The following is a 14,398-nucleotide window of genomic DNA, read 5'->3' as shown; positions in this document are numbered from 1 at the left end:
GCCTGGATTTGCGTACCGCCTCGAAAAAGGATGTCGCGCTTGCAGTCCGGGGAAATCTATTTTCGTGGCGGTGCGTAAAGGTTGTATTGCCCGGGTGTCAGAGACATTCCGAGCGCGTAGAGTCCCTGCAGGATAAGCAGGCAGGGATGAGCCGATGGCAAAGGGCACCACCTCGACGCCGCATGATGCGGTGTTTAAACAGTTTCTCACTCAGGCCGACACCGCGCGTGATTTCCTGGCGATCCACTTACCGCCTGCGCTGCGTCAGCGCTGCGACCTCGATACCTTACAGCTGGAATCGGCAAGCTTTATCGAGGAGAGCCTGCGGGCCTGGTACTCCGATGTGCTGTGGTCACTCAAAACCGCGTCTGGCGAGGGCTACATTTATGTGGTTATCGAACATCAGAGCTCGCCGGACGCGCAGATGGCTTTTCGCCTGATGCGCTACGCCATCGCCGCGATGCAGCGCCATCTTGATGGGGGTCATACCAGACTACCGCTGGTGGTGCCGATGCTGTTCTATCACGGAGCGACCACGCCATACCCGTGGTCACTCAACTGGCTGGACTGTTTTGCCGATCCACAGCTGGTGAGGGAGCTTTATGCATCGCCCTTTCCGCTGGTGGATGTCACGGTGATCCCCGACGATGAGATCGTTCGCCACCGGCGCGTGGCATTACTCGAGCTGATACAGAAGCATATTCGCCAGCGCGATTTAATGGGCATTGTTGAGCAACTGACGACGATTTTACTTAGCGGTGACGCTAATGACAGACAGCTAAAAACGCTGTTTAATTATCTGCTGCAAACTGGCAACGCGCGCCGCTTTGGCCGGTTTATCCACGAAGTGGCGCAACGGGTTCCTCAGCACAGGGAGAGCTTAATGACCATCGCCGAAAGATTACAGGAAGTGGGCCGCAGAAAAGGCAAACGGGAAGGCCGGCAAGAAGGACAGCATGCCGAGGCGCTGCGCATCGCACAGAGGATGCTGGACGACGGTATTGCCCGCGAGACGGTGGTGAAAATCACTGGCCTGGCCGCCGACGAGATCGCCACGCTGGCGCATTGATAACGCTGGAGCGGCCTGAGGGTAGCCCCGGTTAGCCACCAACGTTATGGAATATTCCGGATATACCTAACTTTACCCGCATCGCCAGCCATCTCGACTACCCTTAATATCCTTAACGGCATTTTTGACTGCCTTAATAGCGATAACAAGGAGACATGCGATATGGCCTATCAGACGGTGAATCCTGCGAATAATCAGCTTATTAAAACGTACCCGGCGCACAGCGACGCGGACGTGGAGGCGGCGCTGCAGCAGGCGGATGCGCTCTACCATTCAGCCTGGGCAAAAGGCGATATTGAACCGCGGCTGGCGGTACTGCATAAGCTGGCGGATCTGATCGACAGCCGGGCGGAGGAACTGGCAAAAATCGCCAGCCAGGAGATGGGGAAACTCATTAAGCAGAGCCGCGGCGAAGTGAAACTTTGCGCGCAGATCGCCCGCTATTATGCCGATAACGCCAAATCGTTGCTGGCGCCGGTGAAATATCCCTCCGAACTCGGCGACGCCTGGGTTGAGCATCATCCCATCGGCGTCTTAATGGCGGTGGAGCCGTGGAACTTCCCCTATTACCAGCTGATGCGCGTCCTGGCGCCAAACCTGGCGGCCGGCAACCCGGTTATCGCCAAACACGCCAGCATTGTGCCGCACTGCGCGGAGACCTTTGCCCATCTGGTGCGTGAGGCCGGCGCACCGGAAGGGGCGTGGACCAACCTGTTTATCTCCCAGGAGCAGGTGGCGAAGATTATCGCCGACGATCGCGTGCAGGGCGCGGCGCTCACCGGGTCGGAGAAAGCCGGCAGCGTGGTGGCGGCGCAGGCGGCGAAGCATATTAAGAAATCGACGCTGGAACTGGGCGGTAACGATGTATTTGTGGTACTGGACGATGCCGACCTGGAACGCGCGGTGAAAATCGGCGTCCAGGCGCGGCTGAATAACGCCGGCCAGGTGTGTACCGCTGCCAAGCGTTTTATCCTGCACGAAAATATCGCTGAGTCGTTTCTGGCGAAATTTAGTGAGGCGTTTCGCCAGGTGAAAATCGGCGATCCGCTGGATGAAAGCACCACGCTGGGGCCGCTCTCTTCCAAAGATGCGCTGGACACCCTAAGCAAACAGGTGGACGAGGCGGTGAAAAATGGCGCTACGCTGCATCTGGGCGGCAAAGCGGTGGCACGAGAAGGCAATTTCTTTGAACCCACCATTTTGACCGGTATCACCCGTGACAACCCGGCGTACTTCGAAGAGTTCTTTGGTCCGGTGGCGCAGATCTACGTGGTGAAAAATGACGAGGAGGCAATCCAGCTGGCCAATGATTCCCACTATGGTCTGGGCGGCGCGGTCTTCAGTCAGGATATCGAACGCGCCAAACGGATGGCCTCCGCCATTGAAACCGGGATGGTTTATATCAACTGGCTTACCGATACCGCGCCGGAGCTGCCGTTTGGCGGCGTGAAGCGTTCCGGTTACGGACGGGAGCTCTCCGATCTCGGCATCAAAGAGTTTGTGAACCAGAAGCTGGTGGTGGTGCGACGCTAAGCCCTTAACCCGGCAATAAAAAACCTGCCATCCGGCAGGTTTTTTATGAATAGACCTTATTGCATGTCAATCTTATTGCAGGGACGTTGGCCGCTATCAGAAGGTGACCCCGCCGCCCACGTAGGCGCCATCAATCAGGGTGTGGTTCGGGCGACCCTCTTTGCCGTCAACGCTCACATGGCGGTAACCCACTTTCAGGGTCAGTGGGCCAACCGGGGACCAGCTTACGCCGCCGTTCGCTTCGACATAGTTTTTTACGCTGTTGTTCAGGCCGTCCGGCGCGACATACCCTTCGCCAAACACGTGGATGCTGTCGGTCAGAGCCACGTTCACCCCGCCGCCGACCGGAAACGCGACGCCGTTATCGCCTTTTTTCGGCCCGAGGTAGATAGCTTTCGCGCCAGCGTTGAGCATAACCGGACCGACTTCCAGATTGTAACCCGCGCCAACGCCGCCGGTCTGGCTACCATCATCGGTATTCTTCAGCCAGTGGCTTTCGGCGTACAGGCCAGAAGAGGATTTACCCATTTCCATATTCAGATTGGTGAAGTTTTTACCTTGTTCAACGGTAAATCCCATCGCCATGGCGGAACCAGAGACCGCGGTCAGGGCAGCAACAATCAGGATGTTAAGCTTTTTCATGGTTTGCTCCTCGTCATTAAATTTGTCTGAGCGCACCTTAACAATCGATGTTTACCTCTGCAAATGTGACTTACGTCAATTTTTTATGCTGGGTTTGTCAGGGCGGTGTTTTGAAAATGTTGTAATGACGTTGGGTTACGGCGAGGTCAATCATCAAATTTGGTCTGTTTAGCCGCGGTTTAATGGGTGGGCTAAACAGAAACTGAACAGGGCGGGCATTAATTATTAAGGATCCTATTCATTTAGTTTCTTATTATTTCCAAAAGTGTTTCTGCTGTTACTTATTAAAACGTTGCTTTACATTTTTCGACGCGCTGCCGACGTTTGGTCCCTGTTTTTGGCGAGGTGTCAGAGAGAGGATGGTGCCTGCGCCTTGGGGCGCAGGCGGGCAGGTTAGCGTCGTAACCCGGCAAATGCGGCGCGAATTTCCTCTTCCGGCAGCTGAATGCCGATAAATACCAGCGTGCTGTGCGGCGTTTCATCGCCCCACGGGCGATCCCAGTCGGCGCTGTAGAGGCGCTGCACGCCCTGAAACAGCAGGCGATTTGGCTCGCCGTCGATCCACAGCATGCCTTTATAGCGCATCAGTTGCTCGGCGAAGGAGAGCAACAGGTTCTCCATTACCCGTGAAACTTCACTGATATCCACCGGATAGTCGAGCTCGACCACAATCGACGAGACGTCGTTCTGCTTTTCTGCAACAAAATGAAAACGCGGTGTGGCGCTGACAACCTTTTCTTCCAGCATAAAGCCGCTGGTGTTAAACAGCTGGCTTAGATCGATATCGCCGTGAATGACGGTATAAACCGGCGCCCGCGCATTGATGCGCGCCAGCCGTTCGCGCAGCTTCTCGGTGTCGCCGGCAACATCGGTTTTGGTTAGCAAAATGCGGTCCGCATAGCCGACCTGCGACTGGGCGATGGTGAACTGATCCATCTGCTGGTCGGCATGGACGGCATCCACCAGGGCGATCACGCCGTCCAGCAGATAGCGCTCGCAGAGCACCTCATGGGAGAAAAAGGTCTGGATAATCGGCCCCGGGTCGGCCATGCCGGTGCACTCAATCACCAGCCGGTCAAACTCGATTTCGCCGCGATCGCGACTGTCGAGGAGATCGAGCAGGGCGTCTTCCAGTTCGTTGGAGCGCGTACAGCAGATACAGCCGTTGGTCAGGGTTTTGATCTGCGTGGCGCGGTCGCCGATCAGCTGATCGTCAACGGAGACTTCGCCAAATTCATTTTCAATCACGGCGATTTTGAAACCGTGCTGCTCATTCAGGATATGGCGCAGGAGGGTGGTTTTTCCTGCGCCGAGAAAACCGGTGAGTAGGGTGACTGCAATCGGTGCCATTATTGCCTCCATTAACAGCAGCGTACGCCGCCTTTGCCGTCTCCGCCGTAGCGGGCCTGCTGGCGTTCGCGGAAGAATTCTTCATAAGTCATGTAGGGCTGATCCGGATGGTTGGTTTGCATATGCGTGACGTAGTTGTCGTAATCCGGAATGCCAATCAGCATTTTTGCCGCCTGACCGAGATATTTTTTTGCCTGACCTAAGTTACCAAACATTGTAAGTTCCAGATAACGAATAAAGCCGGATGGCGGCTAGCGCCTTATCCGGCCTACGTTGATGCACTTTTCTGTAGGCCGGATACGCGTAGCACTATCCGGCATCAGGGTTAATGATGTGACGAGGTCTTCACGCCGCCTTCCGGTACCGGCACGTACGGGGTCTCTTTGTCGGTACGCACCTTATTGTTGCGCACGTTGAGCCAGGTTTTGATGCCGTAGAAGATGATGCTGTACACCACCACCAGGAACAGGATACTCAGCCCGGCGTTGGTGTAGTTGTTGACCACGATATGATTCATGTTGGCAATCTGTTGCGCGGTCAGCTCGCCGCCGGCGGCAATCTTCTCTTTATACTGCTGAGCCATAAAGAAGAAGCCTTCCATCTGCGGATTGCTGCTGAACAGCTTCAGACCCAGCGCCCAGGTGGTGCACAGCAGCAGCCACGCTGCCGGGATAACGGTGACCCAGATATATTTGGTGCGCTGCATCTTGACCAGCACCACGGTGCCAAGCACCAGCGCCACGGCGGCCAGCATCTGGTTAGAGATACCGAACAGCGGCCACAGGCTCTTCACACCGCCCAGCGGGTCGACCACGCCCTGATACAGCAGGTAGCCCCACAGCCCGACGCAGCCCGCGGTACCGATAATCCCGGCGACCAGCGAGTCGGTTTTTTTCAGGAACGGCACGAAGTTACCCAACAGATCCTGCAGCATAAAGCGGCCTGCGCGGGTACCGGCATCCAGCGCGGTGAGGATAAACAGCGCTTCAAACAGGATACCAAAGTGGTACCAGAAGCCCATATCCGCCATCGGGATGATTTTATGGAACACATGGGCGATACCGACGGCCAGCGTCGGCGCGCCGCCGGCGCGGTTCAGTACCGAAGGTTCGCCGATATCTTTCGCCGTCTGCAGGATCTGCTCAGGGGAGATCACGAAGCCCCAGGAGCTGACGGTCGCCGCCGCATGGACGGTCACTTCTTTCAGCTGCGCGGCGATCATCGCCGCGTTTTCGCCACCCATCTCATGCAGGTTCGGCATGACGATGCCCAGGCCTGCCGGCGGGGTGTTCATCGCGAAGTAGAGACCCGGTTCGATAATCGATGCCGCGACCAGCGCCATGATGGCCACGAAAGACTCCATCAGCATCGCGCCATAGCCGATAAAGCGGGCATCGGTTTCGTTGGCCAGCAGCTTCGGCGTGGTGCCGGAGGCGATCAGCGCGTGGAAGCCGGAGACCGCGCCGCAGGCGATAGTGATAAACAGGAACGGGAACAGCGCGCCTTTCCACAGCGGGCCGGTACCATCAATGTACTGGGTCACCGCCGGCATTTTCAGGTCCGGGTTGAGGATAACGATCCCCAGCGCCAGGCCGACGATTACGCCGATTTTCAGGAAGGTGGCCAGATAGTCACGCGGCGCCAGAATCAGCCATACCGGCAGCAGCGCGGAGATAAACGCGTAGCCAATCAGAGTAAAGGTGATGGTGGTGTCTTTGAAGGTCAGCGCCGGGCCCCAGTACGGGTCGTGGGCAATGATGCCGCCAAACCAGATGGACGCCACCAGCAGCACGATACCGATAACCGAGACTTCACCCACGCGGCCAGGGCGCAGGAAGCGCATGTAGATCCCCATAAACAGGGCAATAGGCACCGTCGAGCAGACGGTAAAGACGCCCCACGGGCTTTCCGCCAGCGCTTTCACCACGATGAGCGCCAGCACCGCGAGGATGATGATCATAATCAGGAAGCAGCCGAACAGCGCGATAGAGCCCGGAACCGGCCCCATTTCCTGCTTGATCATCTCGCCCAGCGAGGCGCCGTTACGCCGCGAGGAGATAAACAGCACCATGAAGTCCTGTACCGCGCCCGCCAGCACCACGCCGGCCAGCAGCCACAGGGTGCCCGGTAGATAGCCCATCTGCGCGGCCAGCACCGGGCCAACCAGCGGGCCGGCGCCGGCAATGGCGGCGAAGTGGTGGCCAAACAGCACGTAGCGGTTGGTTGGCACGTAGTTCAGGCCATCGTTATTAATGACCGCCGGCGTCGAGCGCGTTGGGTCAAGCTTCATCACCTTCTGCGCGATGTACAGGCTGTAATAACGGTAGGCGACGAGGTACACAGAAACCGAGGCGACGACGATCCACAGGGCACTGACGTGCTCACCGCGGCGCAACGCGACGACTGAGAGGCAAAATGCCCCGATGATTCCGAGAATCACCCAGGGTATGTGCTTGAATAGTTTTTTGGTATCCATAGTAAAACCTGGCGTTAATTAGATGAATAATTGGCCGAAGCCGTCTGGTTTTAAGTAAGGGTTGATGGAGGTATTGATTAGCTAGGCTGCCTCCGATCTTGCCAGAACGCCGTGCGCGTAAAGTTGGGTAAATGGGTGAGTGGTTGTATAGGGGGTTAAGCGGTTACTGGAAGGGGTAAGCGGTTAGATATGAGTACGAGAGCGCGTAAATGTGTGATTAAGTTCACAATATTATTCTGCGCATCTCAAAGATATGCTTTCAAACTGAGGATAACGGTTTTTATCACCCGCAGATTACTATCTTTATTTCAAATAGAGGTATTTTGATATTATGCTGGCTTTGTCATGTCGTATGGATAGCGTTTAGCAAAGGGAATTCGTGTTATGAAATTTGTAAAGATAATGATCGTCGCCAGTGCTTTTTATTTAACATTTGCTCATGCAAGAGAGATACATCAGGCTGTTGATGAGCCGGCAGCCCCTTATAATTTGCGCTGGGGGATGAGTTACGATGAAGCCAGAAACACGCCTTTATATTCTCTTGAGGTATCAGATATCAATTATGCCGGAAAAGACCCGGATCTGATTATCTCAACGCTGACTCCCCAGGAAGTGGGGGCATTGAAATATCAGGAGATGAAGCTTTATTTCGATAAGAATAAAGGGCTGAAAAGTGTTTTTGTTAGCGCTGATGTTGATTCCAGTCAGCAGGCCTATAAAGTTGATGATGGCCGGGAAGCACTCGCCTTATATAATGAGGAAGTTAAGGTCCTTGATCGAGAATATGGGCCAGCGACAATCAAAGAAGAGTTCATTGCAGACAAAGGGAAATTCTATCAAAGTCTTTCCGCCTGCATTGCAAAACAGCAGGAGTGGTATAGTAAAAGATTAGATCTGAATAAAATAACAAATTGTTCTACCTGGCAACGTACTTATAAAAAAGGTCGGGTAACCGTTTTGCTATACATCGAACCGAGACAAGTTTCCAAACATTATATTTATAAATAAATTAAAGGACTTCACGGTGAGAATATATAAGATTTTTTTTAGAATTATTGCCATGGTCATTATGGTTATGCTCCTTTCTGATTGTCGTCAGTCGTATTATATTGCCAGAAATACGGGGCGCAATATAATGACCTTATCCGACCATCAGCGCGCTAAATCGGCGTTAAACGCTAACGATTTAAACGCAGCTCAGGGCTACCTGACGGGAGAAAAATACAATAATCGCTACAGGCCTGTTAGCGGTGAGGAATCCTGGGGAAGTTTACAATATCGGGCGGCGAAAATCGTCGCCAACGCCGCGGCGAACGGTCAAAAAGTGCGTGATGATGCGCTCTATCTCGCTTATATCTCTTTGTTTGAAGCAGAAGAGGGAGTGCCCGAACGTCCCGATATTATGTTGGGTTACATGCATAAAGCCATGGCGCTACTGTTAGCGAATTCGCAATTACTCGATAAAATCGATTCTAAAAATGTCAGTACTTTACCCAGCCAGTTTACCCTTGAGCGCTATGCTGTATGGCAATATTTATACGATGGCGGCGAGATTGACTGGACCAAAAAAGCGCCTGAAGGTGAAGGTTATACAATTGCTGGCGAAAGCTATCAGACCTGGAATATCAAGTTAAAAAAAGCTATCTGGAATCGGGGAGATGCCTTTTTAACAAATATAGGTAAACAACAATTTATTCATGACGCTATAGATTATTCTCAATTTCCGGTTATTGCCTGTACCGCCAGGCGAAAAGGCTGGCACTTAACATTACCTGCTGACTACCGGGAACAAAATTTCCGCGGCGGTGGACGTTTTGATTGGGCTTCATGTCGCGCTGTTGAATAAGGCTGGCGGGTGAGATGACGCATATTAAGCGCCAGGTTTACGCATCGGGCGATAAGTAAACCTGGGCGCGGATTTTAGACTGCCACTTCCATTTCCATCATCACCGGGTGGAAACGGCGTTTAAAGTAAATCAGGCCGTGCCCTTGCGGGCTCAGGGTAATATTGCGGATCTCCACCAGATACACCAGGTGGGTGCCGATGGTTTGCACCTGGCTAATTTCGCCTTCGAGGCTGGCCAGCGAGCCCTTCAGCACCGGCTGCCCGAGCGCGCCCTGCTGCCAGCCGCTGAGGGCGAACCGCTCTTCCATCGTCACCCCGGTCATCCCGGCGAAATGACGGGCCATGATTTCCTGTTCGTGGTTCAGCACGTTGATGCACAACTTGCCGTTACCCTGAAACACCGGGTTCATCGCACTGTTGGCGTTGATACACACCATCACCGATGGCGGCGTATCCGTCACCGAGCAAACCGCCGTGGCGGTAATGCCGCAGCGGCCGGCTTCACCTGCGGTGGTGACAACGTTCACCGCCGCCGACAGGCTAGCCATGGCATCGCGAAAACGCAGGCGTTGTTCATCTAATTGCATTATGACCTCCCGCTGTGAATTACTTCAGCAGCTTATCCAACATGTTGATATCAGCGTTATTGTGCAGATGCGGCACCGTCCAGCCGTTCTGGTCGTACTCGGACAGGCAGCGGTCGACCATCGCCATCATTTTGTCCATATTGCCGGAGCTCTGCGCCTGGCGCAGACACTGCAGGCGAATCTCATCCTGGCTACCGGAGTAGTTGATCTCATACAGTTCATGGCGGCCGCCGAATTCGCTGCCGATGGCGTCCCACATCAGTTTGAGGATCTTGATACGTTCAACGTGATCCATACCGTTGGAGCCGCGCACGTACTTCGCCAGATACTGATCGATCTGCGGGTTGTTCAGATCGCGGGCGCTGGACGGCAGATAAATCAGGCCGCTGGTGACGTTGCGCTCGATGATGTTCTTGATCTTGGCGTAGGCCATCGGGGCCATCACGCGATAGGTCTGCAGCGCGGCGTGATCCGGCAGCCATGCACCGTTGACCCACGGCGTCGCTTCCGAGCACATGGAATCGCTAAGCGCCCAGAACATGTTGCGCCACGCCACCACTTCGCCGAGGTCGGCCTGTACGCCGCGGAACTCGAGGGTGCCGGTACATTCCAGAGAGCGCTTCAGCAGGGCGGTGATAAAGTCCAGTTTTACCGCCAGGCGCACGCAGGCCTGCAGCGGGTACATGCGGGCGAAACCACCTTCCATGGTCCAGCGGCGGCAGCGGTCAAAGTCGCGATAAATCAGTACGTTCTCCCATGGGATCAGCACCTTATCCATTACCAGAATCGCGTCGTTCTCGTCGAAACGGCTGGAAAGCGGATAGTCGTATGGCGATCCGGTCGCGCCGGCGACCATCTCATAGGAGGCGCGGGAGATAAGCTTGACGCCTTCGGCATCCATCGGCGCGACGAACATCAGCGCGAAGTCTGGGTTCTCGCCCATCACCTGTGCGGAGCCGAAGCCGATCATGTTGTAGTGGGTCAGCGCCGAGTTGGTGGCGACCACTTTCGCGCCGCTGACGATGATCCCGGCATCGGTCTCTTTTTCCAGCTTGATGTAGACATCCTTCACTTCATCAGCCGGCTTGTGGCGGTCGATCGGCGGGTTGACGATCGCGTGGTTAAAGTACAGGCCGGTTTCCTGAATGCGGGTGTACCAGTTGCGGGCGTTCTGCTCGAACTGGCCGTAAAACGCCGGGTTGGCGCCCAGCGCGCAGCCGAAGGCGGCTTTGTAGTCCGGGGTGCGGCCCATCCAGCCGTAGCTTAAGCGCGACCACTCGGCGATGGCGTCGCGCTGCTGGCGCAGGTCGTCGGCGCTTTTCGCCACGCGGAAGAATTTATGGGTGTAGCCGCCGCTGCCGGTATCGGTGCCCCAGCACAGGGAATCCTGCATCTCCGGTTTGTGCAGCGCATCGTACAGCTGCGCGACGGAAGCGGCGGCGTTACGGAAGGCCGGGTGGGTGGTGACATCCTTTACGCGCTCGCCGTAGATATAAATTTCGCGGCCATCCTGCAGGCTTTTTAAATACTCTTCGCCAGTTAACGGGCGTTTCGCGTCGGCGCGGAAATCTTCAGGTTTCATAGGGGCCTCTTCAGTATTTATCGGAAAAATAATGTTAAATATATGTTTTGTTTTTGTTGTTTAATTGAAGCGGTTATTGCGCTTGCCGTGAAGGGACGTTTGCGACAACGGCGGGTACTTTTCAGGCGGGATTAAATTTTGTGATCTCGGCAGCTTTTGGCGGGTGGCGCGGCGCTGACCCGTCCTGTGGCCTGTAGCCCAGGCAAGCGCAGCGCCGCCGGGGTATTACGACACCGGTACTTTTTGCGCCCGGTAGCTGCTGGGCGAGCAGCCGACCTGGCGGCTAAAAAAGCGCGCAAAATAGGCAGGGTCTTTAAACCCCAGCTGCCAGGCAATCTCATTGACCGCGCTATCGGAAAACAGCAGCAGCCGCTTCGCCTCGCGCAGCTGGCGGTCGAATATCAGCCGCTTCGGCGAACGGTTGGCGAAGCGGCGGCAGATATCGGTCAGCCGCGATTCGGTCAGATGCAGCTCCCTGGCGTAATCCGGTACCGTCCAGTGCTGATGAAAGTGGCTGTCGATCATCTGGTTAAAGCGCTGGAATAATTTCAGCTCGCCGCGCATCCCGCTGGCGGCATGATCGTCGAGCCTGGCGTTGCGCAGCAGCAGGGTAAATACCGCCTGCGCCAGCAGCGCCAGGGTATGCTCGCGCCCCGGCAGCTGAGCGGTAGATTCACGGCGAATCAGCTGCCAGTAGTGCGCCAGCGCCGCCAGCTCGTCGGGTTTATCCGCCAGCGACAGACAGATCCCCGGCAGGCCGAAGGTCTCCCGTGTACCGGGATAGAGCACCTCCAGCAGCGGCCAGATCAGCTCCTCATGGACCGTCAACACATGACCATCGCTATCGGACTCGGTAATAAACGCGTGCGGCACCGAGGGCGGCGTTAACACAAACAGCGGCGCCTGCACCGAATAGCGATGGTCATCAAGCTGCAGCTCAATCTGCCCGGTATCAAGGTAGTGCATCTGGAAATAACGGTCGTGACGATGCGCCTGCATGTCGCGGCCAAAAAAGGCCGCCATGCGGGAAAACGACTGGTAGTGCACCTCTTCGGTGCCCAGGCTCTCGTCGTACTCTTTATTGATATCGATGTTGGCGATTGGATGCTGGCACATACCCGCTCCTTAGTGGCCTTTTTGCGCCGCTAAGCCCGGTGCGGCGGCGGCGTCCTCGCGCTGGCTCATCGGAATGCGGGTGAGCACCAGCGCGCCGACGATCAGCAGCCCGGCGACAAACCACAGCCCGGAGCTAAAGCTGCCGGTGGTATCGCGTAATATGCCGATCAACAGCGGGCTGACGGCAGAGCCGACGTTGCCGATGGCATTGATCACCGCCAGCGCTACCGCACGCGATTGCAGGCTGATCACCCGATCCGGGGTGGTCCAGAAAATGGCCATCGCGGTAAAGGATCCCACCGAAGCCATAATAATGCCGATCAGTTGGATCAGGCTGTGGTGCGTTGCCGAAGCCAGCAGCCAACCCGCCGCGGCGAACAGGTAGGGCAGGATGGTATGCATCTTGCGCTCTTTGCGCCGGTCGGAGCGGCGGCTCCACCAGATCATACCGAAAATGGTGCAGAACTGCGGGATCGCCGCCAGCAGGCCAATCATGATATTGCTGCTGCCGGTGTTAAAGCTCTGCAGGATCTGCGGCGTCCAGATATTAATGGCGCTGAGGGTATTGGTCAGGCAGAAGTAGGCGAGGGTATACATCAGCACCGCTGGCGTCAGTACTTCGCGCAGCGTGGAGCGCGGCGAAGCCGGGACGATCGCCGCATGTTCCCGTTCGCGATCGATCATCGCCTTCAGCGCCTGTTTCTCTTCGTTATCCAGCCAGTTGGCTTTATCCGGCGTGTCGTTGAGGAAGAACCAGGTGACGACGCCGAGCACCACCGACGGCAGGCCTTCCAGCAGAAACAGCCACTGCCAGCCTTTCAGGTTCCACAGGCCGTCGAGCGCCAGGATATAGCCGGAAAGTATCGAGCCGAGCATCATGGTCACCGGCATGGCGATCATAAACAGGGCGTTGGCGCGGGCGCGATGGTAGGCCGGGAACCACCAGGTCAGATAGACGAGGATCCCCGGTAGAAAACCGGCCTCGGCGATGCCGACCAGCATGCGCAGGATGTACAGCGTATGCGGGTTGGTGGCGAACATGGTGCAGGTCGAGGCGATCCCCCAGACCACCATGATCCCGGCGATCCAGCGGCGCGCGCCAACTTTCGCCAGCATGATATTGCTGGGGATCCCGCACAGCACGTAGGTGACGTAGAACAGCGTCGCCGCCAGGCCGAACATGGTGGAGGTCAGGCCGAGATCTTTACCCATCGTCAGACCGGCGAAGCCGATATTAATTCGATCCAAAAATGAGAAAACAAAGAGAACAAACAGGAAGGTAATCAGGCGGCGGAACAGCTTTTTGATCACCCGGTTTTCTACTTCAACGGCTTTATTATCATTGTGTTGCAGGGTAGAGGTAGTCATGTTGCGCTCCACATTATCCGTTCAATAGACGGATTTATTGTTATCGGTTGTGGTGGTTGCGGTGTGGGTAAAACGGGCCGCCAGCGCTTCTGCGCCGCGGGCCAGCAGGGTGGTATCGACGCCGACGGCGACGAACAGCGCGCCCAGTTCGAGATAGCGTTTCGCCAGCTGTTCATTGGCCATCAGGATCCCCGGCGCCTTGCCGGCCTGACGGATTTGCTGGATGGCATCTTCAATGGCGGCCTGCACTTCCGGGTGCTGTGGATTGCCGCCGTGGCCCATATCAGCGCTGAGATCCGCCGGGCCGATAAACACGCCGTCCACCCCGTCGACATCGAGGATCTGCGGCAAATTTTTCAGCGCTTCGCGGGTCTCAATCTGTACCAGGACGCACATGGCGTCATTGGCCCGGTGGATATAATCCGGAATGCGATTCCAGCGTGAGGCGCGGGCCAGCGCGCTGCCGACTCCGCGGATGCCGGCAGGCGGGTAGCGGGTGGCGCTTACCGCCAGCCGCGCTTCTTCGGCATTCTGCACCATCGGCACCAGCAGAGTTTGCGCGCCGACATCCAGCAGTTGTTTAATTTGTACCGGATCGTTCCACGACGGACGCACTACCGGCTGGCTGGGGTAGGGCGCAATGGCCTGCAACTGGGTCAGCACCGTTTGTACGTTGTTGGGCGCGTGTTCGCCGTCGATCAGCAGCCAGTCGAAGCCCGCGCCGGCCAGCAGTTCGGCGCTGTAGCTGCTGCACAGCCCAAGCCACAGGCCGATTTGCGGACGGCCGGCCTTGAGCGCCTCTTTAAATGCGTTGTTCATGTTGCTCTCC

13 protein-coding genes are annotated in these 14,398 nt (G+C 56.3%); 4 read left to right on the top strand and 9 right to left on the bottom strand.

Annotation, left to right across the window (positions count from 1 at the left end; all coding sequences use genetic code 11):
* Positions 1–154 precede the first annotated feature (154 nt).
* Positions 155–1,069, top strand: a complete 915-nt coding sequence (locus NKJ21_RS14775) for an Rpn family recombination-promoting nuclease/putative transposase (protein WP_239270609.1) — start codon at positions 155–157, stop codon at positions 1,067–1,069.
* A 162-nt stretch (positions 1,070–1,231) separates the two neighbouring features.
* A complete protein-coding gene (locus tag NKJ21_RS14770) occupies positions 1,232–2,602 on the top strand; it encodes an NAD-dependent succinate-semialdehyde dehydrogenase (RefSeq protein ID WP_022065036.1) in 1,371 nt (456 codons plus the stop codon).
* A 96-nt stretch (positions 2,603–2,698) separates the two neighbouring features.
* Here NKJ21_RS14770 and NKJ21_RS14765 read toward each other — a convergent pair whose 3' ends face one another.
* The 4 genes from NKJ21_RS14765 to NKJ21_RS14750 form a co-directional block, all read right to left on the bottom strand.
* Positions 2,699–3,244 carry a YfaZ family outer membrane protein gene (locus tag NKJ21_RS14765; protein WP_004204167.1) on the bottom strand — a complete coding sequence of 182 codons (546 nt, stop codon included), beginning with the start codon at positions 3,242–3,244 and terminating at the stop codon, positions 2,699–2,701.
* Positions 3,245–3,637: 393 nt separating this feature from the next.
* On the bottom strand, positions 3,638–4,594 hold the full coding sequence (yjiA, locus tag NKJ21_RS14760; protein WP_008807581.1) for a GTPase: 957 nt from the start codon (positions 4,592–4,594) through the stop codon (positions 3,638–3,640).
* 11 nt (positions 4,595–4,605) lie between these two features.
* Positions 4,606–4,809, bottom strand: coding sequence for a YbdD/YjiX family protein (locus NKJ21_RS14755; RefSeq protein ID WP_002887451.1), 204 nt, complete (start codon positions 4,807–4,809; stop codon positions 4,606–4,608).
* 110 nt (positions 4,810–4,919) lie between these two features.
* Positions 4,920–7,070, bottom strand: a complete 2,151-nt coding sequence (locus NKJ21_RS14750; RefSeq protein ID WP_008807580.1) for a carbon starvation CstA family protein — start codon at positions 7,068–7,070, stop codon at positions 4,920–4,922.
* 384 nt (positions 7,071–7,454) lie between these two features.
* Between NKJ21_RS14750 and NKJ21_RS14745 the strand changes: the two genes are divergently transcribed.
* Together NKJ21_RS14745 and NKJ21_RS14740 are read left to right on the top strand one after the other, a co-directional pair.
* Positions 7,455–8,078 (top strand): hypothetical protein, encoded by a 624-nt coding sequence (locus tag NKJ21_RS14745; protein WP_008807579.1) that lies wholly within the window; start codon positions 7,455–7,457, stop codon positions 8,076–8,078.
* A gap of 127 nt (positions 8,079–8,205) precedes the next feature.
* Complete coding sequence (locus tag NKJ21_RS14740; protein ID WP_074183194.1) at positions 8,206–8,916, top strand: transcriptional regulator; 711 nt, start codon at positions 8,206–8,208, stop codon at positions 8,914–8,916.
* 74 nt (positions 8,917–8,990) lie between these two features.
* On the opposite strand, the gene NKJ21_RS14735 is transcribed toward NKJ21_RS14740, so the two are convergent.
* The 5 genes from NKJ21_RS14735 to hpaI form a co-directional block, all read right to left on the bottom strand.
* The gene (locus NKJ21_RS14735; protein WP_002887467.1) at positions 8,991–9,503 is read right to left on the bottom strand and encodes a 4-hydroxyphenylacetate 3-monooxygenase reductase subunit; all 513 of its coding nucleotides are present in this window, start codon (positions 9,501–9,503) and stop codon (positions 8,991–8,993) included.
* Positions 9,504–9,522: 19 nt separating this feature from the next.
* Positions 9,523–11,085: a 4-hydroxyphenylacetate 3-monooxygenase, oxygenase component gene (gene hpaB / locus NKJ21_RS14730; RefSeq protein WP_002887473.1), complete on the bottom strand. Its 1,563-nt coding sequence runs from the start codon at positions 11,083–11,085 to the stop codon at positions 9,523–9,525.
* 225 nt (positions 11,086–11,310) lie between these two features.
* Positions 11,311–12,201, bottom strand: coding sequence for a 4-hydroxyphenylacetate catabolism regulatory protein HpaA (gene hpaA / locus NKJ21_RS14725; RefSeq protein WP_110197200.1), 891 nt, complete (start codon positions 12,199–12,201; stop codon positions 11,311–11,313).
* A 9-nt stretch (positions 12,202–12,210) separates the two neighbouring features.
* Positions 12,211–13,569 (bottom strand): 4-hydroxyphenylacetate permease, encoded by a 1,359-nt coding sequence (gene hpaX, locus NKJ21_RS14720; protein WP_004222447.1) that lies wholly within the window; start codon positions 13,567–13,569, stop codon positions 12,211–12,213.
* A 21-nt stretch (positions 13,570–13,590) separates the two neighbouring features.
* The gene (gene hpaI, locus NKJ21_RS14715) at positions 13,591–14,388 is read right to left on the bottom strand and encodes a 4-hydroxy-2-oxoheptanedioate aldolase (RefSeq protein ID WP_023297016.1); all 798 of its coding nucleotides are present in this window, start codon (positions 14,386–14,388) and stop codon (positions 13,591–13,593) included.
* Between the last annotated feature and the right edge of the window lie 10 nt (positions 14,389–14,398).

It is taken from the genome of Klebsiella sp. SWET4, from assembly GCF_024296565.1.
GTDB classification, from domain to species: Bacteria; Pseudomonadota; Gammaproteobacteria; order Enterobacterales; family Enterobacteriaceae; genus Klebsiella; species Klebsiella variicola.
This window is presented reverse-complemented; position numbering and strand designations above follow the sequence as displayed.

Excerpts from the sequence above, each read along its gene's own strand:
- NKJ21_RS14775 (WP_239270609.1), top strand. The coding sequence starts at position 155 with ATGGCAAAGGGCACCACCTCGACGCCGCATGATGCGGTGTTTAAACAG.
- NKJ21_RS14770 (WP_022065036.1), top strand. The coding sequence starts at position 1,232 with ATGGCCTATCAGACGGTGAATCCTGCGAATAATCAGCTTATTAAAACG.
- NKJ21_RS14765 (WP_004204167.1), bottom strand. The coding sequence starts at position 3,244 with ATGAAAAAGCTTAACATCCTGATTGTTGCTGCCCTGACCGCGGTCTCT.
- yjiA (WP_008807581.1), bottom strand. The coding sequence starts at position 4,594 with ATGGCACCGATTGCAGTCACCCTACTCACCGGTTTTCTCGGCGCAGGA.
- NKJ21_RS14755 (WP_002887451.1), bottom strand. The coding sequence starts at position 4,809 with ATGTTTGGTAACTTAGGTCAGGCAAAAAAATATCTCGGTCAGGCGGCA.
- NKJ21_RS14750 (WP_008807580.1), bottom strand. The coding sequence starts at position 7,070 with ATGGATACCAAAAAACTATTCAAGCACATACCCTGGGTGATTCTCGGA.
- NKJ21_RS14745 (WP_008807579.1), top strand. The coding sequence starts at position 7,455 with ATGAAATTTGTAAAGATAATGATCGTCGCCAGTGCTTTTTATTTAACA.
- NKJ21_RS14740 (WP_074183194.1), top strand. The coding sequence starts at position 8,206 with ATGACCTTATCCGACCATCAGCGCGCTAAATCGGCGTTAAACGCTAAC.
- NKJ21_RS14735 (WP_002887467.1), bottom strand. The coding sequence starts at position 9,503 with ATGCAATTAGATGAACAACGCCTGCGTTTTCGCGATGCCATGGCTAGC.
- hpaB (WP_002887473.1), bottom strand. The coding sequence starts at position 11,085 with ATGAAACCTGAAGATTTCCGCGCCGACGCGAAACGCCCGTTAACTGGC.
- hpaA (WP_110197200.1), bottom strand. The coding sequence starts at position 12,201 with ATGTGCCAGCATCCAATCGCCAACATCGATATCAATAAAGAGTACGAC.
- hpaX (WP_004222447.1), bottom strand. The coding sequence starts at position 13,569 with ATGACTACCTCTACCCTGCAACACAATGATAATAAAGCCGTTGAAGTA.
- hpaI (WP_023297016.1), bottom strand. The coding sequence starts at position 14,388 with ATGAACAACGCATTTAAAGAGGCGCTCAAGGCCGGCCGTCCGCAAATC.